General features: G+C 69.8%; 19 protein-coding genes. 6 read left to right on the top strand and 13 right to left on the bottom strand.

The genetic code is table 11. The features are described 5' to 3' along the window. Nucleotides 1-6: 6 nt before the first annotated feature. The 8 genes from ABZ420_RS26575 to ABZ420_RS26540 form a co-directional block, all read right to left on the bottom strand. Nucleotides 7-978, bottom strand: a complete 972-nt coding sequence (locus ABZ420_RS26575; protein ID WP_357127977.1) for an SCO2521 family protein — start codon at nucleotides 976-978, stop codon at nucleotides 7-9. Nucleotide 979: 1 nt separating this feature from the next. After that, the gene (locus tag ABZ420_RS26570; protein WP_357127974.1) at nucleotides 980-1,990 is read right to left on the bottom strand and encodes an SCO2522 family protein; all 1,011 of its coding nucleotides are present in this window, start codon (nucleotides 1,988-1,990) and stop codon (nucleotides 980-982) included. After that, nucleotides 1,991-2,905 carry an SCO2523 family variant P-loop protein gene (locus tag ABZ420_RS26565; protein ID WP_357127971.1) on the bottom strand — a complete coding sequence of 305 codons (915 nt, stop codon included), beginning with the start codon at nucleotides 2,903-2,905 and terminating at the stop codon, nucleotides 1,991-1,993. Between the two features lie 8 nt (nucleotides 2,906-2,913). Next, nucleotides 2,914-4,764 (bottom strand): SCO2524 family protein, encoded by a 1,851-nt coding sequence (locus ABZ420_RS26560; protein ID WP_357127968.1) that lies wholly within the window; start codon nucleotides 4,762-4,764, stop codon nucleotides 2,914-2,916. Nucleotides 4,765-4,946: 182 nt separating this feature from the next. Next, nucleotides 4,947-5,714 carry an enoyl-CoA hydratase/isomerase family protein gene (locus tag ABZ420_RS26555; RefSeq protein ID WP_357127965.1) on the bottom strand — a complete coding sequence of 256 codons (768 nt, stop codon included), beginning with the start codon at nucleotides 5,712-5,714 and terminating at the stop codon, nucleotides 4,947-4,949. Between the two features lie 2 nt (nucleotides 5,715-5,716). Beyond that, nucleotides 5,717-6,805: an acyl-CoA dehydrogenase family protein gene (locus ABZ420_RS26550; protein WP_357127962.1), complete on the bottom strand. Its 1,089-nt coding sequence runs from the start codon at nucleotides 6,803-6,805 to the stop codon at nucleotides 5,717-5,719. After that, nucleotides 6,792-7,697, bottom strand: a complete 906-nt coding sequence (locus ABZ420_RS26545; RefSeq protein ID WP_357127959.1) for an acyl-CoA dehydrogenase family protein — start codon at nucleotides 7,695-7,697, stop codon at nucleotides 6,792-6,794. The genes ABZ420_RS26550 and ABZ420_RS26545 overlap by 14 nt, the downstream gene beginning before the upstream one ends. Continuing rightward, nucleotides 7,675-9,087 carry an AMP-binding protein gene (locus ABZ420_RS26540; RefSeq protein WP_357127956.1) on the bottom strand — a complete coding sequence of 471 codons (1,413 nt, stop codon included), beginning with the start codon at nucleotides 9,085-9,087 and terminating at the stop codon, nucleotides 7,675-7,677. The genes ABZ420_RS26545 and ABZ420_RS26540 overlap by 23 nt, the downstream gene beginning before the upstream one ends. A gap of 75 nt (nucleotides 9,088-9,162) precedes the next feature. On the opposite strand from ABZ420_RS26540, the gene ABZ420_RS26535 reads away from it, so the two are divergent. Continuing rightward, on the top strand, nucleotides 9,163-10,206 hold the full coding sequence (locus ABZ420_RS26535; RefSeq protein ID WP_357127953.1) for a ferredoxin--NADP reductase: 1,044 nt from the start codon (nucleotides 9,163-9,165) through the stop codon (nucleotides 10,204-10,206). Between the two features lie 403 nt (nucleotides 10,207-10,609). On the opposite strand, the gene ABZ420_RS26530 is transcribed toward ABZ420_RS26535, so the two are convergent. The 4 genes from ABZ420_RS26530 to ABZ420_RS26515 are packed head-to-tail and all read right to left on the bottom strand — an operon-like array spanning nucleotide 10,610 to nucleotide 14,622. Beyond that, the gene (locus tag ABZ420_RS26530) at nucleotides 10,610-11,656 is read right to left on the bottom strand and encodes a CoA transferase (protein ID WP_357127950.1); all 1,047 of its coding nucleotides are present in this window, start codon (nucleotides 11,654-11,656) and stop codon (nucleotides 10,610-10,612) included. Then, complete coding sequence (locus tag ABZ420_RS26525) at nucleotides 11,653-12,609, bottom strand: LLM class F420-dependent oxidoreductase (RefSeq protein WP_357127947.1); 957 nt, start codon at nucleotides 12,607-12,609, stop codon at nucleotides 11,653-11,655. Before ABZ420_RS26525 ends, ABZ420_RS26530 begins: the two co-directional genes overlap by 4 nt. 37 nt (nucleotides 12,610-12,646) lie before the next feature. Next, nucleotides 12,647-13,045, bottom strand: coding sequence for a cobalamin B12-binding domain-containing protein (locus ABZ420_RS26520; protein WP_357127944.1), 399 nt, complete (start codon nucleotides 13,043-13,045; stop codon nucleotides 12,647-12,649). After that, nucleotides 13,045-14,622 carry a methylmalonyl-CoA mutase family protein gene (locus ABZ420_RS26515; protein WP_357128022.1) on the bottom strand — a complete coding sequence of 526 codons (1,578 nt, stop codon included), beginning with the start codon at nucleotides 14,620-14,622 and terminating at the stop codon, nucleotides 13,045-13,047. Before ABZ420_RS26515 ends, ABZ420_RS26520 begins: the two co-directional genes overlap by 1 nt. A 91-nt stretch (nucleotides 14,623-14,713) precedes the next feature. Here ABZ420_RS26515 and ABZ420_RS26510 point away from each other — a divergent pair, with 91 nt between their 5' ends. Next, nucleotides 14,714-15,547, top strand: coding sequence for an SDR family oxidoreductase (locus ABZ420_RS26510; protein ID WP_357127940.1), 834 nt, complete (start codon nucleotides 14,714-14,716; stop codon nucleotides 15,545-15,547). 259 nt (nucleotides 15,548-15,806) lie between these two features. Here ABZ420_RS26510 and ABZ420_RS26505 read toward each other — a convergent pair whose 3' ends face one another. Next, entirely contained in the window at nucleotides 15,807-16,895 is a 1,089-nt protein-coding gene (locus ABZ420_RS26505) for an XdhC family protein (protein ID WP_357127937.1), read from the bottom strand. 379 nt (nucleotides 16,896-17,274) lie between these two features. Here ABZ420_RS26505 and ABZ420_RS26500 point away from each other — a divergent pair, with 379 nt between their 5' ends. From ABZ420_RS26500 to ABZ420_RS26485, 4 genes are read left to right on the top strand one after another with little or no spacing between them, the layout of a single operon-like run. Then, entirely contained in the window at nucleotides 17,275-19,626 is a 2,352-nt protein-coding gene (locus ABZ420_RS26500) for a xanthine dehydrogenase family protein molybdopterin-binding subunit (RefSeq protein WP_357127934.1), read from the top strand. Then, the gene (locus ABZ420_RS26495) at nucleotides 19,623-20,495 is read left to right on the top strand and encodes a xanthine dehydrogenase family protein subunit M (RefSeq protein ID WP_357127931.1); all 873 of its coding nucleotides are present in this window, start codon (nucleotides 19,623-19,625) and stop codon (nucleotides 20,493-20,495) included. Before ABZ420_RS26500 ends, ABZ420_RS26495 begins: the two co-directional genes overlap by 4 nt. Further along, nucleotides 20,488-21,009, top strand: a complete 522-nt coding sequence (locus ABZ420_RS26490) for a (2Fe-2S)-binding protein (protein ID WP_357127928.1) — start codon at nucleotides 20,488-20,490, stop codon at nucleotides 21,007-21,009. Before ABZ420_RS26495 ends, ABZ420_RS26490 begins: the two co-directional genes overlap by 8 nt. After that, nucleotides 21,006-21,680, top strand: a complete 675-nt coding sequence (locus ABZ420_RS26485) for an SRPBCC family protein (protein WP_357127925.1) — start codon at nucleotides 21,006-21,008, stop codon at nucleotides 21,678-21,680. Before ABZ420_RS26490 ends, ABZ420_RS26485 begins: the two co-directional genes overlap by 4 nt. Nucleotides 21,681-21,719 lie beyond the last annotated feature (39 nt).

Below are 21,719 nucleotides of genomic sequence, written 5' to 3'. Positions count from 1 at the left end.
CGGTCGCTACCATTCGGTGTCGAGTTCCTTGTGCCGCAATGCGTTCAGTGTCGCGACGGCGATCCGGTTCTGTAGCTGGGCGACGAGCGCGTTCCACTGACGGGACAATCCGGGATCGACCTGTAGCTCGCGCCACAACGCGCGCATCGACGCCGGGGTGTGGGCTCCCGGCATCCACAGCCCGGCGAGATCCTCGAGCACCGGCGCCAGGATGTCGGTGCGTTCCCGGCTGTGCGAGGGGAAGCGCTGGGCCTCCGCCAGCGCGGCGGTGACGACGGTCAGCAGCCAGTCGTGCGCGGCCAGATCCTCACAGAACCGTTGCGCAGCATCCAAGTCCGCCTCGTCGCGCACGATCAACCGGACGGTGCGGAGGGTGGCGTCGTCCAGGTGCAGGGCGGCGGCGGGGCCCGCGCTGCCCCCGATCCGCGCCGTCCAGCGCAGCCGGGTGGTTCCCGCCCGCACCGGCGGCGTCTGGTCCAGCCTGGGGTCGGCGCGCAGGCGCGTCAGCAGGCGTTCGCTGATCGAGGCCAGATCCAGTGTGTCGACGTCGGCTCGGCCGGTGAGGAACCCCTCGGCCAGAGCTGCACCGGCGGTGGCTCTTTCGGGGATGCGGCTGATGACCTCGGTCATCCCCTTCTGACTGAGGTAGTGCGACCAGGTCTGTCTGCGCCGGCCTGCCGCGCGCACCACCCGGGTGCAGGCGGTGGATTGCAGCACGCGTCCGCCGGACAGGACCGCGCTGGTTGCCACGGTTCCGACGATGTGCGCGGTCTGCTCGCCCAAGGCCAGATCACAGTCGACGCCCACCGCGGTGGTCGGCGAGACCGCCAGCGTGCCCGGACGCTCCCGCCAGCGCACCGTGCAGCCCGGCATGAGCGCCAGCAGATCGCAGGCCTCCGCGCCGGTCAGCGCGGTCGACGACGGCAGCAGGCAGGTGCGCACTTCACCGAGGACGACCAGAGGCGTGGTCGCGGCCATGTCAAGCCCCGTCGAGCAGCAGGTGGGAGAGCCGATCGCTGACCTTGCGCGGCACCGGCACCGGCGGCACCTCCCCCGCGCCGCGGGTGATGGTCTGCTCGACCACGTCGTCGTCGAGGTCGAGGTGGTCGAGCACCAGTCGCACGGCGTGCTCGATGCCGATGTACCGCTTGGGCAGCATCGACAGCGTCTTGTAGGCGGCGAACGGCGCGGCGGACGGATTGAGCTGCACCACCGGCGGCAGGTCGGACCAGCGCCGTGGCGCGAGATCCTCGCGGCGCCACGGTTGCGGATCCATCACGGCGGCACCGTGATAGCGCAGCATGCCGAGCCGCAGCAGATGCCAGACGGCGGCCAGGAACGGGCACGACCAACGAGTGACCGTCACCCCGTCGACGACGTGCCTGCTCCACAACTCCACGTCGAGGAAGATCGAATGCTCCCGGCGGCCGAACTCCTCCGGTGGCCGATAGGTACGCCTGCGCATGGCTTGATTGTGTTCGTCCTCCGAGGACCGGCGCCCATTGCACAGCCAGCCCGATTCCGCGGTCGGCGGCCTGCGGCCGGTACTCGGCGGCGCGGGCTCGGCGACGATGCGCGCGGCCACCATCTCCGCCACGGGAATCGGCTCACCGAACGCCACACCCTCGACGAACTTGGAGGCCCGCCAGCAGCCGGACTCGCGCGCCAGGTAGTCGATGACCAGCCCGGATTCCTCCGCGGCGTCCAGCAGTTTGGTGAGGATGGCGGAGGGATCGGTGTCGGGATGGAAGTAGTCGTCGATCAGATAGCAGGTGCTCACGCGGGCGTTCGGGCCGAACTGCACCTTGGCCGACTCGATGAAGGCCGACACCAAGGGCACGATGCGGCGGAACTCCGCGGTGACCCGCTCGATATCGGAGGTGATCTCGTTGAGGTAGAAGTGCCCGACCTCGATAGACAAGTGCGACAACGGAACCGAAGTGATCCGAGGCTGCTCGGTCGCCTCGCTGTAGCCCTGTGTATCCCGCATCTACAGCCTCTCCCAGGTGGCGATGTCGACCAGTCGGCGAGCCAGTTCGGCATAGGCCAGCGCGGTCTCGGCGTTGGCGATCTGGGCGTTCACGTCGGCGTCCAGGATGAGCTGTTCGCGCCGCTGCAACACCGGTTCCATCGGGGTGTCGCCGAGCTTCGCGGTCGCGCCGAGCCGCTTGGCGGTGGCCAGCCGCCGCAACGCGGTGTCCTGCTCTTGCAGCCACGCCGCCTGCGCCGGGCGCTGGGCCACCCCGTCCCAGTTGGCGTCGGGCACGGCGGTGCGCACGTAACGCACGCAGCCGAGCAACTCCTCCGGGTCGTGGCCGCATTCGGCGCCCGCCTTCAGCAGACCGTGCGGGCCGTACACCAGACCGGCGGCGGCCACGATGTGCTGGCGAGTCCAGCGGTGGAAGATCAACCAGCGGGCGGTGCGTCTGCGCAGTTGCGGCAACGCGGTGGCCTGTAGAGCGATCTGCAGGGCGGCCGACCGGCCCGCGCTGAGATCCACGATCACCACGCGGAACTCCTGATCCAGCGCCACCAGCAGTTCCGCGCAGCGCTCCACCACGGCGTCGTCACCGGTGAGGAATTCGGCCCCGCCCTCGTCGCCGGGCAGCAGCACCAACCGGCCGGAGTTGGGACCGATCCGGCGCAGGTCCGGCCGATCGGTCGCAGCGCCCACGTCGACGCGGGCCACGGTTCCGCTCTCGCCGAGCAGGTAGGAATGCACGCCGCCGCGCGGCACACCGCGTTCGGCCGCACCGATCTCGAACAGCGCACCGGCGGTGGGCGAGCCGAGGTCGAAGTCGGCGTAGGCGACGTCGAGGCCGGAAAGACACAGCCGGTAGGCGATGTTGCAACTGGTCACCGAGCGTCCGGTGCCGCCCTTGTCGGAGGTGGAGAACACCAGCATGCCTGCCCCTACCGCGTCGCGTCCCGGCGGGCGTACGCCAGTTCGTCGAGCTGGACCAACGCCTGGGTGGCGAGGCTGTACGCGGTCCCGGGACGCTCGCGCAGCACCCGGCGGGCTCGGTCGAGCGATTGCCGGATCCGGTTGATCGCGGCCTGTTTCGGCGAGAAGTCCTGGCCCTCGACCTCCAGTTCCTCTTGATTGAGCAGATGCTCGGCCTCGCTGAGCAGGTCCACCGCGCGGGCGACCATCGCCTGGGGGGCCAGCGGGGGTTGCTCGAAGGTGCTGTACGCGATGACCAGGCACTCCATCATCCGCTCGGTGACGAACCAGGACGGCCCTTCCAGCCGCGCGTCGGCCCCGCCGACCACGCGGCCGATGTCGTCCCACAGGCCGATCACCGGGCCGTCCCGCAGCACTCGCTGGTCGAGATGGTCCATCGCGGCCTCGGCCAGCGCCATCAGCCGGTCGCGGGTGTCCACGTCGGTGCGCAGGCGCGCGGCCTGCAGGCAGCGTTTGAGCAGCATGGTCGCGAAATCCGGCACGTACCAGACCAATTGGGTACCGTCGGCGGCGTCCTCGCTGCCCGCCAGGTTCAGTCGCACACCCGGATAGTGCAGCGGCGCGGCGGGATCACCCACGGTGAACCGGCTGGTGATGCGTCCGCGGCGGGCCAGTTGGTCGAGCACCGCCACCGTGCGGGTCAGATCCTCGGTGCTCTCCCGGTAGACCAGGTCCTGGATCAGCATGGCGGTGACCACGAGACTGAAATACTCCGATTCCTCGCCGTCGGCGGTGCGCCAGGGGATGTCCTCCAGCGGCCAGCGGCCGTTGCCGAAGCGAGCCACCCTCGACCAGTAGTTGCGGGTCAGCTCGAAGCGCAGTTGCAGCGCGTCGGCGAGAGTGCGCTGCTCGTCGGTCAGCAGATCGAGTTCCCGGATGCGCTGCGACGACAGGTCGATGATGCCGTCGAGGGCGACAGCGGTGAAATACAGGTACGGACGGGGCTCGGCGTGCCCGGTCGCGCTGCTGACCCGGCCCGGCACGAGGTCGATGGGTTCGGCGCTGCGCACGATGCCCCAGCTCCAGCCGCATTCGAACAGCCGCCCGTCGTCGGCGATATCGACCTCGCTGGTCTGGCTGAGCCTGACCTCGTTGGCCGCCTGCACCCGTAGGCGTTCCAGCTGGGCCGACAGCCGTTCGATGATCTCGTCGGGCGGCGTGCGGGTCTGGTTGAGCATGTAGATGATCGACTGCCCGAACTCGGTGTTCGGCTCCGGTGTATGGATGACGAAACTGCGGACCAGGCCCGCCATCGCGGCGGTGAGCCGCGCGCTGACCAGCTCGATCACCGCGGGGATCCGCGCGCGCAATTGCCGGGCCTCCAGCCGGACCTCCCCGCTGACGAAGCGCAGGAATCCGCGCAGGAACCGCAGCGCAGCGATGCACAGGCTCAGCGACATCGAGTAGGAGTCGACCACCTCCACCGCCGATTGCGCGTCGGTGAGCGTGCCGCCGTCGCCGGAGCGCAGGTAGGAGCCGCTGGCGAAGACCGGCTCGCCATCGGGTCCGGTGTAGCGGCGCAGGTACTCTTCCACCAGGGCGACCAGAACCCCACCGATGCGGGTCTCCTCGCCGAACGGGGCGAGCGCGGACCTGACGTCGGGACTCATGTCGTTCGGTTGGTCCAGCGCGAACGCTTCGATCTCGGTCGCGGGATACAACAGGCAGAGCAGCTGCTCGGCGTCGCTGATGGAATTGGCGCCGTCGCGTCCGCCCCAGATCCACGTTCCGTCCGGATAGGAACAGGCGAGCACCGCTCGCCACAGCTCGAGCAACTGCTGCCTCGGCCGAATCCTCATCTGCTGTCGGACCTCGCCCCCGCGTTCGACCGGCCGCGCCGGACGTCGTTACATAGAGTGTGCCCCGCGGATGTTCACTTGGCCAAGCACAGTTTACGGGGGCACGGTTTGCTACGAGATGTCTTGCGGGCCATGTTCTTCGCGATCACGCGGCGAGAACGATCGCGGCCTGCGATCCGGCGTCACTCCCGTCCCGCGGTGAGGGCGGTGATCACCGCCCGGAACTCCGCGGTCTGGAAGGACAGATCCTCCGCGGTGGTCGCGTAGTCCAGGGTTGCCAGCACCGCGCGTTCCAAGTGCAGGTTCAGCAGGCGCTTGGTGCTCTCGACCGCTTGGCGTGGCAATTCCAGGATGCGTTTCGCGCAGGCCAGCGCCTCGGTGCGCGGATCGGCGACCACGTGGTTGACCAAGCCCATTTCGCGAGCCCGCGGGGCGGGGATCTTCGCGCCGGTGAGCGCGTACTCCTTGGCCAGCAGCAGGCTGGTGTGCAGCGGCCAGGTCAGCGGGCCACCGTCCGCGGCGACCAGGCCGACCTGGACATGCGGGTCCTTCAGGTAGGCGGTCTCGGCGATGTAGGCGATGTCGCTCAGCGCGACCAGGCTGCAGCCGAGGCCCACCGCGGGGCCGTTCACCGCCGCCACCACCGGCACCCGGCACCGGGCCATGCCGAGCACGATGTCGCGGCCGTGCGCGATCGTCTTGGCGCGCAGCTCGGCATCGCTGCCCAGCTCGGCGAGATAGGCGAAGTCCCCGCCCGCGGAGAACGCCTTGCCCGCGCCGGTGAGCACCGCGACGCGCGCCTCCCGGTCGTCGGACAGGCGGGGCCAGAGCCGGGCCAGACCGGTGTGCAGGTCGTCGTTGACGGCGTTGAGCGCGTCGGGCCGGTTGAGCGTGATGATCCGGATCGGTCCGTCGGCTTCGACGTGGATCTCTTCCGGCAAGTCGTACATGGTCAAACTCCTAATCCGAGGATGCGCGAGGCGATGATGTTCTTCTGGATCTGCGAGGTGCCGCCCATGACGCTCTGGGCGCGGCTGTAGAAGTAGCTGCCGAGCAGTTCCGGATCGTCCGTACCGCCGACGGCGAGCGCGGCGTGCCCGACCGACTGGTCCACCCAGGTCATGAGCAGTTTGTCCAGTGATCCGTCGGGGCCGTGCACCACGCCGTCCAACTGTTCGGACAGCCGCCGCCGCACGTGCAAGCGCAGCATCTCGGTCTGCACCGCCGCCCAGGACAGTTCCTCCGGCGCGCGACCGTCGAGCCGGGAAGCCAACTCGCGCACCAGTTTTCCGTAACGAGCCGCGTACCCCAGGGTGGACGGCTCGCGTTCGTGCCCGACGACGGTCATCGCCAGCTTCCAGCCGTCACCGGGCTCGCCGACCATCTGATCGGCGGGCACCGTCGCACCGTCGAAGAGCACTTGCCCGAACTCCCTGGTGACACCGCTGATCATGGCCAGCGGCCGCTGCTGCACGCCGGGCTGGGCCATGGCGATCACGAACGCCGAGATGCCTTTGTGCCGTGGCGCGTGCGGGTCGGTCCTGGCCAGCAGCAGACACCAGTCGGCGACGTCGGAGTAGCTGGTCCAGATCTTGTGGCCGTGCACCACGTAGTGGTCGCCGTCGCGGGTCGCGGTGGTGCGCAGCGCGGCGAGGTCGGAGCCCGCGCCCGGCTCGCTGAAGCCCTGGCACCAGCGCTGGGTGCCGTCGATCATGCCGGGCAGGAAGCGTCGCTGCAGTTCCTTGCCGCCGTGGCGGCCCAAGCCCTGCACGAGGTAGCCGAGGCTGGGGCGCGGCGGCGCGCCTGCGAGCGCGAGTTCCTCGTCCACGATCACGTCGTAGACCGGTGGCAGCTCGTGTCCGCCGAATTCCTTCGGCCAGGACAACCCGAAGAATCCCGCCGCGTACAGCGCGCGATGCCATTCGCCCTGGCGCGCCCAGTAGTCGTCGCCCGAAGTCGGGAACTTCCCGGCCGTCTCGGCCAGCCAGGCGCGCAGCCGCGCGCGGAATGCGGCCTCCTGCGATGAATCACGAAAGTCCAAGGTCGATCTCCTCCAGGCGGACGGGGAACAGTTCGGTCGAGACCAGCGCGCGCCGCAGGTAGACATGGGCGAGGCACTCCCAGGTGTTGCCGATGCCGCCGTGCACCTGGATCGAGGTCTCGCAGACGGTGCGGGCGGCCCGTGCGGTGTAGACCTTGGCGATCCGCGCGGCCTGTAGTGCTCGCGCCGGAGCCAATTCGTCGACCGCCCAGGCCGCGTGCCGCAGCACGCTGATCGCCCCTTCGATCAGCGCGCGATTCTCGGCCAGCAGATGCGCCACGGCTTGGTAGGACCCGATCGCGCGGCCGTACTGCTCGCGGACCTTCGCGTACTCGACGGCGAGATCTTGCGCGCCGCGGGCGACACCGAGCAGGTCGGCGGTGGACGCGGTGACGGCCAGCGCGTGCCATCGGGTGGCCTCCTCGGCCGCGAGTTCCCCGATGTGCCTGCGTTCGTCCTCGACCGTCGCGGTGCGCCGGGTCAGATCCGCGCCGGGCAGTGTGGCGCCCAGCGGCGCGGCCAGGACCTGCTCGCCGACGACGAGCAGCGCCCCTTCGCTGCCGCGCGCGTCGACGGCGCGGTCACCGACCGCGATCGTCCAGCCGCGATCGTCGGCGCCGCAGCGCCTGCGCAGGTCGTCGGCGAGCACCGGGCCGAGGAAGGCGACGTCGACCAGGCCGCGGCCGAACTCCTCGGCCACGATCGCGACCTCGACCCCGGAGGCGCCGTCGGTGCGCAGGGCGCGCCAGCCGGTGGCCGCGACCGTTCGTTCCAGGCGCGCGAGGCGGTGCTCGTCGTCGAGACCCGCGACCGATCCGGGGCCGAGGTCGTCGGCCAATTTCGCCGCGGCATCGCGCAATTGCCGCTGTTCACTCGTCAGACGAACGTCCATAGCGCTCCTCGAGTACTCGGCGCAGCGCCTTACCCGAGGGCAGGCGTGGGATCTCGGGCACAAACACGACGCGGCGCGGCCGCTTGTAACGGGCTAGGCGCTCGCCGACCAGCGCGATCAACTCGTCGGCGGTGACCGACTCCGCGCAGGCCACCGCGGCGACGATCGCCTCGCCGTCCACGGCATCGGGCTCACCGAACACAGCGCAGTCGGTGACCTTCGGGTGATCGTGCAGCACGGCTTCGATCTCGGCGGGGGCCACCTGGAAACCGCGGACCTTGATCATCTCCTTGGCCCGGTCGGTGAGCCGGATCCAGCCTTCGTCGTCGACGTAACCGACGTCGCCGGTGCGGTACCAGCCCTCGTCGAAGGCACCGGCGGTCTCCTCGGCGGGCAGGTACCCGGCCATCACCGACTCCGCGAGGCATTGGATCTCGCCGATCTCCCCGGGCGGCAGCACTTCTCCGGTGTCCAGCGCGACCACCCGTACGCGCACGCCGGGTGCGGCCTTGCCCACCGTGTCGAGCCGTGCGTCGTCCAGCGGGTTGCACGCGATCACCGGTAACTCGCTCGCACCGTAGGCGGGCAACCAGCGCACTCCCGTGCGCCGGGTGACGGTCTCGGCCACGCCGACCGTCACCGGCGTCGCGCCCCACATGATGTAGCGCAGCGAACCGAGGTCGTAGGACTCGAGCCGCGGGTGCCCGGCGAGGGCGAGAGCGATGGGCGCGACGGCCATCTCGACGGTGATCCGGTCGTCCTGGATGCAGCCGAGCATCGTCTCCAGGTCGAAGCGGCGGTGCAGGCGCATCCACGCACCCGTTCGCAGCGCGGTCACGATGTTGAGCAGCCCCAGGATGTGCGAGGGCGGCGTGGCGATCTGGATCCGGTCGCTCGCGGTGAGGCCGAGAACCTCGGTCCACTGGCGAACCGCGACCGCCAGCGACGCGTGGGTGTGCCGCACCGCCTTGGGCATTCCGGTGGTGCCGGAACTGAACACCAGCACGGCGTCCGAAGCGGGGTCCGGCGGCGCATCGCCGGCATGGGCGGGGACGATCGGCGCGTCCAGGTGCCGCATCGGCAGCACCTCGGTCAGCACCGGGTTGTCGCCCACACCCTGGCTCGGTCCGGCGACCGCCACCGCGTGCGCGACCTCGTCGTGCTTCCACGCCGGGCTGATCAGCACCGCCACGGCGCCCAGCCGCCAGATGGCCAGCACCGCGACGACGAACTCCGGCCGGTTCGACGACATGAGCGCGACGCGGTCTCCGGCGCGCACTCCGCGCTCGGCCAGTTCGGCCGCCAGACCGGCCGCGAGATCGTCGAGTTCGGTCCTCGGGTAGGCCCGCCCCTCGAAGACGAGCGCGCTCGAAGCGGTGGTCGAGAACATTTGAGAGATCCCATCTCGTGAGTGAGAATATAATTCTCATTCGGATAGAATCTTCATACCAGGAGGACACGGTCCATGGCGAGACCCTCTTTGTTCCAGCGCGCGACCGTGACCCGGATCGTGAAGGAGAGCGCCGACGCGCGCACGTTCGTGCTCGCGCCGCACGACGGGCCGATCCCCTACCGCGCCGGACAGTTCTGCACGTTCAAGATCGCCGTGAACGGGACGGAGCTGTTCCGGTCGTACTCGATGTCCAGCGCGCCGGAGACCGACGGCGAATTGATGACGACGGTCAAGCGGGTGCCGGGCGGGGCCGTGTCGAATTGGATGCACGACCATCTCTCCGAGGGCGACGAGGTGGAGATGACCAAGGCGGCGGGGCGGTTCTGCCTGCGCGAGACCGATCTACCGCTGCTGGGCTTCAGCGGCGGCAGCGGCATCACGCCGATCCTGTCGCTCACCAAGTGCGCGTTGGCCACCACGCGGCGGCGGGTCCGGCTGCTGTGCGCGGACCGCGACGCCGATTCGGTGCTCTTCGAGGCGATTTTGACCGATCTGGCGCGGCGCTACCCGGATCGGCTCGAGGTGGTCCGGCACCTGGACGCCGAGGGCGGCTTCCTCGACGCCACGGCGGTGCGCGCCTTCGTCGGGACCGATGGCCACGCCGATCACTACGTCTGCGGACCCGAGGCGTTCATGGAGATGGTCGAACTGGCGCTCCCGGGTCCGGGGGTGGTGTTCAGCGAGCGGTTCGGTGCGCCCGCGCCCCTTCCCGACGCCGTGGACGATGCCCCGGCCGACAGCGTGACCCGCCCGTCGACGGCTCCTTCCGCACCGCCCACGGCGGCGGGCACCGTGACGATCATCCTCAACGGCAAGAAGAAGACGGTGCCACGCAAGGACGGCGAGACCCTGCTGGAGAGCGCCCGCCGGGGTGGCTTGGCGCCGCCGTTCTCCTGCGAAGCGGGCAACTGCGCCACCTGCATCGCCAAAGTGACCTCGGGAAGCGCGACGCTACGCCAGAACAACGCGCTGACCGATGACGAACTGGAAGACGGCTATGTGCTCACCTGCCAGGCCGTACCGGACACCGAGACGATCACCGTCGACTACGAGTGAGGCACCGGGCGCTCCCACGCAGCCGCGAGCGCCGCACCGACACTACGGCGCGCCGTCCCATGGGATCAGTGCGCCGCGCTCCGTCAACTCGAGCAGGCCACGTCCGGCAGACATACCCGTCCCATCCAGCAGACACCGTTACGCCACGTCCAGCAGACGCGAGCACGCCGCGTCCGACAGTCATTCGCACGTCACCGCCCAGTAGACCCGAGCACGCCACGCCCACCAGTCATGCGCACACCGCGTTCACCAGCCCCGCGCACCACACGCCCGGCAGACACACGCACGGGACGTCCGGCACAGACGAAAGTGCCCACAGTCAGTGCGATTTCCGCACCCTCGAGCGTTTTCACGACCGCGTCGGCACAGTTCAGGTCAGCTGAACGCATCCGCGACCCGCGCGTCAACCCCCGTGTTCCCCCAGCCGTGGCGGCGGCCCGTACTGCGGCTCGTAGCCCGCGATCCGGATGGGGCTGCCGACGAGCCGGAACTCCCCCGCCGTCACCACCGCCGTCGGGCTGGCATCCAGCGCCTCCGGCAGGTCACGGACCGCGGCGGCGGGAATACCGAGCGGACGCAGCCTCCGCTCCCAGCCGGTCGCGGTATCGGCCGCGAGCGCGGCGGTCACCGCGGCCAGCACCTCGACGCGACGGGTCACCCGGTCGGCCATCACCTCGAATCCGTCGACACCCGCCTCCGCGGCGAAGGTCTTCCAGAACCCGTCGTGGGTGACGAACAACGCGAGATAACCGTCGGCGGTCGGAAAGATCTGCGCCGGAACGTAATACGAATGCGCCCCATACGGGCGGCGCTGCGGCCGCTTGCCGTCGTTCAGGTAGGCGGCGGCATGGTAGTTCAGCTGCGAGAGCATGACTTCGAACAGCGACACGTCGACCTGGCCGCCACGGCCGGAGACGATCTGGGCCAGCAGTCCCAGCGCCGCCGTGAGACCGGTCGAGTTGTCCGCCGACGAGTACCCCGGCAGCGTCGGCGGCCCTGCGGGCTCACCGGTGAGGGCGGCGATCCCGGCCGCCGCCTGGATCACGTAGTCGAAGGCCGGATCGTCGCCGCCGTACAGGCCGTAGCCGGTGATCGCGACACAGACGATCTCCTCGTTCCACCGGCGCAACGCCTCGTAGGTCAGACCGAGCCGCCGGATCGCCGAGGGTTTGAGGTTCACCAGCAGCGCGTGTGACCCGGCGACGAGTTCGCCGAGCCGCGCTTGTCCCCGCTCGGTGCTCAATTCCACGCGGATACTGCGTTTTCCGCGGTTCAGGCTGGCGAAGTAGCTGTCGCTCACCTGACGGGAGATGTCGCCGCCCGCCGGTTCCAGTTTGGTGACTTCCGCGCCCAGATCGGCGAGCATCATGGTGGCGTAGGGGCCTGCCAGCATGGTCCCCACCTCCAGGATCCGGATCCCGGCCAGCGGCCCCGCTCCCGCAGGACTCACCGCGACGCCCTGGCGAGTTCGGCGATCATCTCCCGCGTGCGCTGCTTGGACGCCACCAGTTCGTCCCGGGTTTCGCCGATCGGCAGCAGCCGCACCGAGACATCCGTGGCGCCCGCCTCCGCGTAGCGGCGCAATCCGGCCGCGATCTGCGCTTCGTCGCCGGCCAAGCACAGGTCGCCGATGTCACGGGCGTCGCCTTGGTCGAGCAACCGTTGATAATTGGGGGAGATCTCGGCCTCGCCCAGAATGCGGTTGGCCCGCTCGCGCGCCTCGTCCACCCGGCCGGGCTCGCACAGGCACACCGGGAGTCCGGCGACCACACGCGGAGCCGGACGGCCCGCATCGGCCGCCGCTTTGCTGATCTTCGGGACGACGTGATCGGCGATCGCGCGCTCGTCGGCCATCCACAGCACGGTGCCGTCGGCTTGCTCGCCCGCGATGCGCAGCATCACCGGTCCCAACGCGGCGACGAGCACCGGCACGGGCGCCACCGGCCCGAGATCGAGCGGGTTGTGCACGGTGAACGTCGCGTTCTGCACGTCCACCCGGCCCGGCCCGCGCAAACCGGCGTGCAGCACCTCGAGGTAGTCGCGGGTGTAGGCGGCCGGTTTGTCATAGGGAAGGCCGAGCATGTCCCGCACGATCCAGTGGTGCGACGGGCCCACACCCAGCGCCAGCCTGCCTCCGGCCGCGGCATGCGCCGAAAGCGCCTGCCGCGCCAAGGCGATCGGATGTTGCGTCTGCAAGGGCACGACCGCGGTGCCCAACTCGATCCGGGAAGTGCGCAGCCCCATCGCGGCGATCGTGATCAGCGCGTCGAAATCGGTGGGGATCTGCGGAATCCACGCCGTGTCCAAACCCGCCGACTCCGCCCACTCGATATCGCGCAGCATCCGTTCGAGCTTGCGCCCCGAATCGCCCTTCTCCGGCCCGATCATCACTCCGATGCGCACGATTCCTCCAAGCTGTCCGAAGTCGGCACCCGGCCGGTCATGGGGCCGGGTGCCCGGTCAACGCGCGGATCTCGGTGACGAGCGTCTCCAGCGGAGTGCTCGTCGGAAAGACCGCTGCCGCACCGGCTTCCAGTAGCCGCGGCACGTCCGCCTGCGGGATGGTTCCCCCGACCACCACCGCGATGTCGCCCGCGTCGGCGGCGCGCAACGCGTCCACCACCCTGGTGGTGAGCGCGACGTGCGCGCCGGAGAGAATGCTCAGGCCTACGACGGCCACGTCCTCTTGCAGCGCGATGGCGACGATGTCCTCCACCCGTCGGCGGATTCCGGTGTAGATGACCTCGAATCCGGCGTCGCGCAGCGTACGGGCGACGATCTTGGCGCCACGATCGTGCCCGTCCAGGCCCGGTTTGGCGACCAGCACACGAGCGGGCATCAGAACACCACCGGCTGCTGGAATTCGCCCCACACCGACTTCAGCGCGGCGGTCATCTCGCCGACCGTGCAATAGGCGTTCGCGCAATCGATGAGGCGGTGCATGAGGTTCTCGCCTCCTTCCGCGGCGCGCGAGAGAGCGGCCAGGGTGTCGCGGACTGTCCCGGCGTCGCGCTCGGATCGCACGCGGGCCAGCCGCTTCAACTGCCGTTCGCGCCCGTCGGCGTCGAGTTCGTAGGTGCCGATGTCCGGCGCGGGTTCGTCGGAGACGAACTTGTTCACCCCGACCACCGGGCGCTCACCCGATTCCACCGCCTGGTGCAGCCGGTAGGCCTCGTCGGCGATCAGGCCCTGTAGGTACCCGTCCTCGATACAGCGCACCATGCCACCGTGCTGCTCGAGGTCGTGCATGATCTCGATGATCTCGGCCTCGGTGGCGTCGGTGAGCGACTCGACGAAGTAGGAGCCGCCGAGCGGGTCGGCCACCCTGGTCACGCCGGTCTCGTAGGCGAGCAGCTGCTGGGTGCGCAGCGCCAGTGTCGCGGATTCCTCGCTGGGCAGTGCGAACGGCTCGTCCCACGCGGCGGTGAACATCGACTGCACGCCGCCGAGCACCGAGGCCAGCGCCTCGTAGGCGACGCGAACCAGGTTGTTCTGCGCTTGGGGCGCGTAGAGCGAGGCGCCGCCGGCCACGCAGCCGAAGCGGAACATCGAGGCCTTGTCGGTGCTCGCGCCGTAGCGTTCGCGCACGATGGTGGCCCACCGGCGGCGTCCGGCGCGGTATTTCGCGATCTCCTCGAAGAAGTCGCCGTGCGTGTAGAAGAAGAACGAGATCTGCGGGGCGAACTGATCGATGGTCATCCGGCCGCGTTCGATCACGGTGTCGCAGTAGGTGACGCCGTCGGCCAGTGTGAAGGCCATCTCCTGCACCGCGTTCGCGCCCGCATCGCGAAAGTGCGCGCCGGCCACCGAGATCGCGTTGAACCGCGGCACCTCGGCCGCGCAGAACTCGATGGTGTCGGCGATCAAGCGCAAGGACGGCTCCGGCGGCCAGATCCAGGTGCCGCGCGAGGCGTACTCCTTGAGGATGTCGTTCTGGATCGTGCCGGTGAGCTTCGCGCGCGGCACGCCCTTCTTCTCCGCGGCCGCCACGTAGAAGGCCAGCAGGATCGCGGCGGTGCCGTTGATGGTGAAGCTGGTGCTGATCCGGTCCAGCGGGATGCCGTCGAAGAGCACTTCGGCATCGGCGAGGGTGTCCACCGCGACGCCGACCCGGCCGACTTCTTCGCTCACCTCCGGGTCGTCGGAGTCGTACCCGCACTGGGTGGGCAGATCGAGCGCGACCGACAGCCCGGTGCCGCCTTGCTCCAGCAGATACCGGTAGCGGCGGTTGGACTCCTCGGCGGTCCCGAAGCCGGAGTACTGCCGGAAGGTCCACAGCCGCCCCCGGTAGCCGGTCGCGAAATTGCCGCGGGTGAAGGGGTAGGCGCCCGGAGCGGGCGGCTCATCCCGCCGGGCGTCCGGTCCGTAGCTCGGCTCCAGCGGGATCCCGGAGGAGGTCTGCACTTGGTTGTTCATCATTGAATACCGTACTTGCGGAAAATGAGAATGCCAATACCATTCGAAGGGTACCACCGAGTCGACGCGCCCGCCACGACCGAGGAGAACGATGCCGGACCAGGACCGACAGCTGACCGATCGCACCGTGGTGGTGTCCGGCGCGAGCCGCGGCATCGGCTTGGCGATCGCCCTCGCGGCCGCCGCCGAGGGCGCGAACGTGGTGCTGCTGGCGAAGACCGCCGAACCGCACCCCCGCCTGCCGGGCACCGTGCACACGGCGGCCGCCGAGGTGGAGGCCGCGGGCGGACGCGCCGCCGCCGTGGTCGGTGACGTGCGCGACGAAGCGGACGTGCGGCGCGTCGTCGAGACCGCGGTGCGGCGGTTCGGCGGCATCGATGTGTGCGTGAACAACGCCAGCGCGATCGCCACCGAACCGACCGAGCGGCTGCCGGTCAAGAAGTTCGACCTGATGCACGACATCAACATCCGCGGCATGTTCCTGCTGACCCAGGCCTGCCTGCCGCATCTGCGCGACTCGGCCAATCCGCACGTGCTGACCATCGCGCCCCCGATCAACCTGAACCCCCGCTGGCTGGGCGCCCACCCGGCCTACACCCTGTCCAAGTACGGCATGACGCTGCTTTCGCAGGGCTGGTCAGCCGAATTCGCCGACGCCGGAATAGGTTTCAACTGCCTGTGGCCGCAGACCTATATCGCCACCTCGGCGGTCGCGGCCCTGGCCGACGGCGAGCGGCAGCTCGCGGCCGCCCGCAGCCCGCGAATCATGGCCGACGCCGCCGTCGCCATCCTGACCCGGCCGGCCGGGCAGGTCACCGGCAATTGCTTCATCGATGCGGACGCGCTGTCGTTCTACGCCGGGGTCGACGATCTGTCCGGCTACGGCGGCGGCGAAAACCCCACGCCGGATTTGTTTCTCGACTGAACGAGCACTCGGCCCGCGACGGGTCGGCAATAGCACCGCCGTGGACGGCCGCCGATACGTCATTCCCATGGTCCACCGGCCTGCGGGCAGGTACGCCCGCGCTCGGTTCGTGGCGTGTCCCCAGTCGACCGAGCGGCAGTCGTGCACGTCCTGCTCGACGAGCAAGGTGGCGCGTGAGCGGGACGCGTCGAACGGGCCGTGATCCACCGGACACGCCTCCTACCGGCGGCGGCGACACTCATGGCGTCGATCGCGTACGTCAGATCCCGATGGGGTCACCGGTCTCGACGCGCATGGCACCGGCATGAATGGGCCGATCGGTCGCGGACAGCGGCCGCGCGGAGCCCCCGCGCCGGACGGCGACGATCTCGGCGCCGATGGCCACGGCCGTCTCCTCCGGTGTCCGGCCGCCCAATTCCAAGCCGATCGGCGAATGCAGCCGCCGCAGTTCGTGTTCGGTGAGACCGGCGGCGCGTAACTGGAACCTGCGGTCCTGGTCGGCCCGGCGTGATCCCATCGCACCCACGTAGGCCACGGGCAGGCGCAGCGCTTCGGTGAGCACTGGGATGTCGAACTTTGGGTCGTGGGTCAGGACGCAGATCACCGTGCGCGTATCGACACGGGTGCGCCGTATGTAGCGGTCCGGCCAATCCCGGACCACTTCGTCGGCGTCCGGCATCCGGGCGTGATCGGCGAAGGCGGGACGCGCCTCACACACGGTGACGCGGTACCCGAGCAGCCGGCCGACCCGGCACAGCGCGGTGGCGAAATCGGTGGCGCCGAAGATCAGCATGCGCGGTGCGGGGGCGAAGGACTCGACGAACACCGTGCGCTCCCGGTCCGCGCAGCCCACGACGCGCACACCGGTCGCGCCGAGGTCGAGCATCGCGCGTGCTTGGCGCACCACCGCGTCATCGAAGTCGGCGCCGGTGGCACTCGCGGGCCCCAGCGCGCCCACGGCACCGGAGTCCAAGTCGCGCACGAACGTCATCGGACCGTCCGGATCGAGCGCGGCCTCGACGGCCGGATACTCGCTCGGGGTGATCCGGTGTACGAAGATCTCCAGCTCTCCGCCGCAGGTCAGGCCGACCGCGAAGGCGTCGGCGTCGCTGTAGCCGAAGGTCCGGCGGACGGGTTCGCCGGACGCGAGCACCTCTCGGCACAGCTCGTAGACCGCACCCTCCACACAACCGCCCGACAGGCTGCCGCGCACGTTCCCGGATCCGTCCACCGCCATGGTGGCCCCGGCCGGCCGGGGCGCGCTACCGGTCACGCGCACCACGGTGGCGAGCACGTACCCGGCGTTCGCGGCATGCCAGCGCAACAGGTGGGCAGCGAGTTCGCGCATGGTGAACCTCTCGGCGATCGTCGCCCCGCGGGGAGGCGCTTCCGGCCGCCCCGTCCGGCGTCTTCGCCTGCCGAAGCGATGAGAATGTTATTCTCATCCAATACTAGCTACATAATCATTTTCGACATAGGCGGAATTGACAGCGTGCGAACCTCGATGCTAGACACGTGCTCAGCATTCGCGAGCGGCAACCGATCGTCGCCCCGGCACGAGGCTTGCCCCCGGCTTCGGGACCCCGCCCCGATGTCCGGATTCGCCGGGGCAACGACCGCCATGCGGGCGCGCCGCCCGGCGCCCGAGGTGAACGGAGGACCAACCGGATGACTTCGCCCGAGCCGCCCCGCGGCCGATCCCGCTCGATGCACCTGCGAGCCCACCGATGACCCGGACCGAGCCCACCACCACGACCGGTGTCGTCGGCACGCGAGTGCCGCGCGTCGAGGACGCGCGCCTGGTGACCGGCAAGGGAACCTTCGTCGACGACGTGACCCGGCCGGGTATGGCGCACGCGTGCTTCATCCGCAGCCCGCTCCCCCGCGCCGCGATCGGCGACATCGATGTCTCCGCCGCACTCGAACTCGACGGCGTGCTGGCCGTCTACACCGCCGCGGACCTCAATTCCGGCGTCCACGAGATCTCCTACGCGCTGGACATCGTCGGTTTCCCGCCGGTGCCACGGCCGCCGCTGGCCGAGGAGGAGGTGCGGTTCGTCGGCGACCCGGTGGCCCTGGTGATCGCGGTCGACCGATATGTGGCCGAGGACGCTGCCGAACTGGTGGTCATCGACTACGAGCCACTGGAACCGGTGGTCGACTACGTCACCGCGGCGGATTCGCCGAACCTGGTGCACGCCGCGTTCGCCGGGAACAACGCGGGCGAATTGGGCGGACGCCCCGCCGCCGATCTGGCGCCGGTGTTCGATTCGGCCGCGCATGTGGTGCGGCAGACGATCTTTCAGCAGGCGTACCTGCCGGTCCCGCTGGAGACGCGCGGGATCGTGGCAGACTGGTCGGCGCCGACCGCGGAGATGACGATCTGGAGCTCCACCCAGTCACCACACGAAGTGCGCGGGTTCTGCGCCCGGCTGCTCGGGATCGCCGAACACCAGGTGCGCGTCATCGCCCGCGACACCGGCGGCGGATTCGGCCTCAAGCAGGTCCCGTTGCGCGAGGACGCCTGCGTCCTGCTGGCGGCACGCAAACTCGGCACCGCGGTGAAGTGGATCGAGGACCGCCAGGAGAACCTGATGGCCGCGGGCATGTCGCGCCATGAGCACGCCGACGTCGGGATGGCGTTCGACAGCGAAGGAAAGATCCTCGCCGCCGCCATCGACCACGTGCAGAACGTGGGCGCCTACCCGACGCCGTCGCCGCTCACCGGCGGGGTCGTGGTCGGGATCCTGTTCCCCGGGCCGTACAGGATCACGGACGCCTCGTTCACCGCGAAATTCCGGTACTCCAACACCGTCGGCCGCCTCGCCTACCGTGGCCCGTGGCAGTTCGAATCGGTGGCCCGCGAGATCCTGCTCGACCACGCCGCCCGGCAGATCGGCATCGACCCGGTCGAGCTGCGCAGGCGGAACATGCTGCGCCGTGACGAGTTGCCGTGGGCGAACCCGAACGGCATGACCTTCGACAACATCTCACCGCTGGAAACGCTGGAGCAAGCGGTTCGGATGCTGGATTACGAAGGCTTCCGCGAGCTGCAACGCCGAGCCCGCACCGAAGGCCGCTACCTCGGCGTCGGCACCTGCACCTATGTGGAGCCGACCACCGGCGGCAGCCCGTTCCTGAGCACCGAGGGCGCCACCATCCGCATCGAGCCGACCGGCAAGGTGAACGTCTACGTCGCGGGTGGCTCCGCGGGCAACAGCTTGGAGACCACCGTCGTCCAGCTCGCCGCCGACGCGCTCGGGGCGGAGCTGGCGGATGTGCGAACCATTCAGGGCGACACCGCGATCACACCGTTCGGCGGCGGTACCGGTGGCAGCCGGTCGGGCTCGATGACCGCGGGCGCGATCGCCCGCACGGCGTCGATGCTGCGGGAACGCATCCTGGCGATCGCCGCGCACCGGCTGGGCGCGAGCGCCGACGACATCGAGTTCAGCCGCAGCCGGGCCACCGTCCGCGGGACGCCCGACAAGAGCCTGTCACTGGCCGAGATCGCCGAAATCGCCTACTTCCAGACCGATTCGCTGCCGCCCGGGGTACCGCCCGGGCTGGAGGCGAGCGGACGCCACAAGACCCCGCAGCTGGCGATCTGGGCCAACGCCACCCACGTGTGCACCTGCGAGGTCGATATCGAGACCGGACAGGTGAAGCTGCTGCGCTACATCGTCAGCGAGGACTGCGGTCCGATGATCAACCCCAACGTCGTGGAAGGCCAGATCTACGGCGGCACCGTGCAGGGCATCGGCGGCGCGCTCTACGAGCATCTCGCCTACGACGAGAGCGGCAATCCGGTGGCCACCACCTTCCTGGACTACCTGCTGCCGACGGCCACCGAAGCGCCGACGATCGAGGTGGGGCACATCGAGACCCCGAGCCCGGGCCCCGGCAATTTCAAAGGCGTCGGCGAGGGCGGGGCCATCGGGGCCACCCCGGCCGTCCTCAACGCCGTGATCGACGCGCTGGCGCCGTTCGGGGTGGAGATCTCGAAGCTGCCGTTGTCCCCGGCCACGATCGTGGCGCTGCTGGACGAGGCGCGCGCCGCCGGAAAGGGTCCCGAATGAAGCCCGCGAGCTTCGAATACCACGCACCCGCGACCGCGGACGAGGCCGTGGCCCTCCTGGCCGATCTCGGTGACGAGGCCAAGATCATCTCCGGCGGGCAGAGTCTCGTGCCGATGCTGGCACTGCGGCTGGCCGTCTTCGAGCATCTCGTCGACCTGCGCCGCTTGGACGAGCTGCGCGGCATCGAGACCGAGGAAGATTCCGTCCGGATCGGCGCGGCGACCACTCACGCCGAAGTCGGCCGGTCCGAGGCCGTTCGCCGAGGAGTGCCGCTGCTCGCCAGGGCCACTCCACTCATCGGGCACTTCCAGATCCGCAACCGGGGAACGATCGGCGGCGCGATCGCGCACGCCGACGCCGCGGCCGAATACCCCGCGGTGGCACTGACCCTCGATGCCCGCGTCGAGACACTCTCGCCGCGCGGGAGACGCACGATCCCGGCAGCCGAGTTCTTCACCGGCATGTGGACCACCGACCTGGCGCCCGATGAGCTGGTCACCGCGATCGTCTTCCCGGTGTGGCACGGCCGATGCGGCTTCGCCATCGAGGAATTCACGCGCCGCAGTGGGGATTTCGCGATGGCGGGCGCGGCCGTGGCAATCCGGCTGGACGCGGATTCCCACGTCGAGCGGTGCGCGATCGGCTTGTTCGGCCTGGCGCCGACCCCGCTGCGGGCCACGCGGACCGAAGCCGAGCTGATCGGGCGTCCCGTCGACGCGACGCCGGCGGAGATCGGCCGCAGCGCGACCGCGGGACTGAACGCGGTCTCGTCGGATGTGCACGGCTCCGCCGACTACCGGCGCAGGGTCGGAGCGGCAATGGTGGCGCGCGCATGGCGGCGCGCCGTAGAGGAGGCCGGGAATGACTGACGTCGACATCGAGGTGCGCATCAACGGCGCCCTCCGTCGGGACCGCGTGCCGCCCCGGCTCACCTTGGCCGACTATCTGCGCGACAAGTGTGGCCTGACCGGCACCCATCTCGGGTGCGAACACGGCGTGTGCGGCGCCTGCACGGTCATGCTCGACGGGCAGGCCGTACGGGCCTGCCTGGTGTTCGCCGTGCAAGCCGACGGCGCCGAACTCACCACCGTCGAAGGCATCGCCGGACCGGATGGCGAGCTGTCCCCGGTGCAGGCGGCGTTCCGGGAAAAGCACGGGTTGCAGTGCGGCTTCTGCACTCCGGGCTTCATCGTGTCGGCCACGGCGTTCCTGCGCGACAATCCCGATCCCTCCGAGTCCGAGATCCGCGAGGCCATTTCCGGGAACCTCTGCCGGTGCACCGGCTATCAGGGCATCGTCCGCGCGGTGCGCGCCGCCGCCGATTCGATGAACGCCGCGACCGAGACCCGCGAGGCACCCGTGAGCACCGAAGGACTTCCATGAAACTCGACAACACCTTCACCATCCCTGTTCCGGCGGCGCAGGCCTGGCAGGTACTGCTGGATCTGGAGCGCATCGCCCCGTGCGTTCCCGGCGCCACGATCACCTCGCGGGACGGCGACGACTTCCACGGCAAGATCAAGGTCAAGCTCGGACCCGTGGGGCTGAGCTACAGCGGCGTCATCAAAGTGGTCTCCCAGGACGAGGCCGCCGGGATCGCCGTGCTGGAGGGGCGCGGCCGCGAAACCCGCGGCAACGGAACGGCCAAGGCCACCATCACCTGCCGACTCGTCGAATCCGACGGCAGCACGGACGTTTTCGTGGACACCGATCTGGCGATCACCGGCAAGCCCGCGCAATTCGGGCGCGGCGCGCTCGCCGACGTGGCGGGCACGCTCATCGGCCAGTTCGCCAGCAATCTCGCCGACGAGATCACCGCTTCCGCCGCGCCGCAACCGGACCCGAAGCCGGACATCGTCACGGCGGTTCCGGAGTCCGGCAGCGCCCTCTCGGCCACGGGGACCGCGCCACGCAAGCCTGCCGAGCCGATCGACCTGCTCCAGGCCGCCGGCGCGAGCAGCGCCACCCGGCTGGGCGGAGTGGCCTTCGCCGCCGTCCTGGTCCTGCTGTTCGCCCTACTGCTGCGCAAACGCAACGCCCGATCGGCAACGTGATGGCCCGCTCTGTCCGGACGATGCGCATCGGGCCACACC

The sequence above is a fragment of the Nocardia sp. NPDC005745 genome (assembly GCF_040630775.1).
In the GTDB taxonomy this organism is placed as follows: Bacteria; Actinomycetota; Actinomycetes; order Mycobacteriales; family Mycobacteriaceae; genus Nocardia.
The sequence above is the reverse complement of the archived record's forward strand: the minus strand, read 5'-3'. Positions and strand labels throughout refer to the sequence as shown.

Coding starts and splice junctions, on each gene's coding strand:
- ABZ420_RS26575 (WP_357127977.1), bottom strand. CDS start 978: ATGGCCGCGACCACGCCTCTGGTCGTCCTCGGTGAAGTGCGCACCTGC.
- ABZ420_RS26570 (WP_357127974.1), bottom strand. CDS start 1,990: ATGCGGGATACACAGGGCTACAGCGAGGCGACCGAGCAGCCTCGGATC.
- ABZ420_RS26565 (WP_357127971.1), bottom strand. CDS start 2,905: ATGCTGGTGTTCTCCACCTCCGACAAGGGCGGCACCGGACGCTCGGTG.
- ABZ420_RS26560 (WP_357127968.1), bottom strand. CDS start 4,764: ATGAGGATTCGGCCGAGGCAGCAGTTGCTCGAGCTGTGGCGAGCGGTG.
- ABZ420_RS26555 (WP_357127965.1), bottom strand. CDS start 5,714: ATGTACGACTTGCCGGAAGAGATCCACGTCGAAGCCGACGGACCGATC.
- ABZ420_RS26545 (WP_357127959.1), bottom strand. CDS start 7,697: ATGGACGTTCGTCTGACGAGTGAACAGCGGCAATTGCGCGATGCCGCG.
- ABZ420_RS26540 (WP_357127956.1), bottom strand. CDS start 9,087: ATGTTCTCGACCACCGCTTCGAGCGCGCTCGTCTTCGAGGGGCGGGCC.
- ABZ420_RS26535 (WP_357127953.1), top strand. CDS start 9,163: ATGGCGAGACCCTCTTTGTTCCAGCGCGCGACCGTGACCCGGATCGTG.
- ABZ420_RS26520 (WP_357127944.1), bottom strand. CDS start 13,045: ATGCCCGCTCGTGTGCTGGTCGCCAAACCGGGCCTGGACGGGCACGAT.
- ABZ420_RS26515 (WP_357128022.1), bottom strand. CDS start 14,622: ATGAACAACCAAGTGCAGACCTCCTCCGGGATCCCGCTGGAGCCGAGC.
- ABZ420_RS26510 (WP_357127940.1), top strand. CDS start 14,714: ATGCCGGACCAGGACCGACAGCTGACCGATCGCACCGTGGTGGTGTCC.
- ABZ420_RS26505 (WP_357127937.1), bottom strand. CDS start 16,895: ATGCGCGAACTCGCTGCCCACCTGTTGCGCTGGCATGCCGCGAACGCC.
- ABZ420_RS26500 (WP_357127934.1), top strand. CDS start 17,275: ATGACCCGGACCGAGCCCACCACCACGACCGGTGTCGTCGGCACGCGA.
- ABZ420_RS26495 (WP_357127931.1), top strand. CDS start 19,623: ATGAAGCCCGCGAGCTTCGAATACCACGCACCCGCGACCGCGGACGAG.
- ABZ420_RS26490 (WP_357127928.1), top strand. CDS start 20,488: ATGACTGACGTCGACATCGAGGTGCGCATCAACGGCGCCCTCCGTCGG.
- ABZ420_RS26485 (WP_357127925.1), top strand. CDS start 21,006: ATGAAACTCGACAACACCTTCACCATCCCTGTTCCGGCGGCGCAGGCC.